The organism is Bacillus sp. GMs2/2 (genome assembly GCF_050172095.1).
Lineage (GTDB): Bacteria > Bacillota > Bacilli > Bacillales > Bacillaceae_G > Bacillus_A > Bacillus_A cereus.
This window is the reverse complement of record NZ_JBNLYE010000750.1, coordinates 1-1,005: the sequence shown is the minus strand read 5'-3', so window position 1 is coordinate 1,005 and position 1,005 is coordinate 1. Positions and strand designations below refer to the sequence as shown.

Here is a 1,005-nt window from a genome sequence, read left to right as displayed (position 1 = left end):
GGCTATTTAATAAAAGAATTTCAAAAAACTAGGAAACGAACACTTGGAATTTCACTAGAATTTTTAGTTCTTTTCTGGTCAATATGGAGAATATCAACTCTCATAATCTAATTTATAAAACATGAATTCCTTCGAATGAAGTGAAACTTTAATCAGTGGGAGTTTTATTCATCCCCCACTGATTATTAGTTAAACCAATCGGGATTTTACGGGATAAATTTACCAGTATTTTTACCACAACATTCATGTTAAAATCCCTTGTGAGTACGACATAACTCAACCTTATGAAGCTCCGCAGCTTTTATCGCGGAGCTTTTTTTATTTAAATTAACGCTTTTGTTCACTTTTTTGATACATTTACGAAACATTCATATGTTACGTTATATAAGTCCTTTTTTAAATCATATTCATTCTAGCAAAAAGTCCTAGTCCCCCTAGGACTTTTTGCATTCAAATAATGAATTGTCTTTTTTCTCAATAACCGAAGCTATTTAACGTGTTAAAATAATAATTGGACTGGCATCCAATACCATATTACAATGGAGCAAATCGCAAGAAGGCACCTTAGAGTGTCTTTTTTGTACATAAAAAAATCTTACCATCTTATAGAAACGATAAGCCCTTTAAAACAATAATTGCAACTATATTAACTTTACATTACATTAAGGTTAGAGAATGTTCTTATATTAATAAAGTGCTAAATAGTAGGTGAAAAAATGGAATTTAACGATTTGGGTATTACCATTAAAGAACTTAGAATTAAAAAAAATATATCACAATCCGACTTATGTCACGGAATATGTTCACAAAGTCAAATTAGTAAGATCGAAAAAGGTGTGATTTATCCATCTAGCATATTGTTATATCAATTATCAGAAAGACTCGGTGTTGATCCAAATAGTATATTTGCACTAACTCAAAACAAGAAATTAAAATATACAGAAAATGTAAAATACGTAATGAGGGATTGCATAAGGCAACATCAATATAAAGAGCTTTATGAAA

The 1,005-nt window shown here is 29.7% G+C and carries 1 protein-coding gene; it reads left to right on the top strand.

What is annotated here, in order from left to right:
* Window positions 1-716: 716 nt before the first annotated feature.
* On the top strand, window positions 717-1,005 hold a 289-nt coding region (locus ACQGS6_RS29255), incomplete at its 3' end, for a helix-turn-helix domain-containing protein (protein ID WP_426966093.1).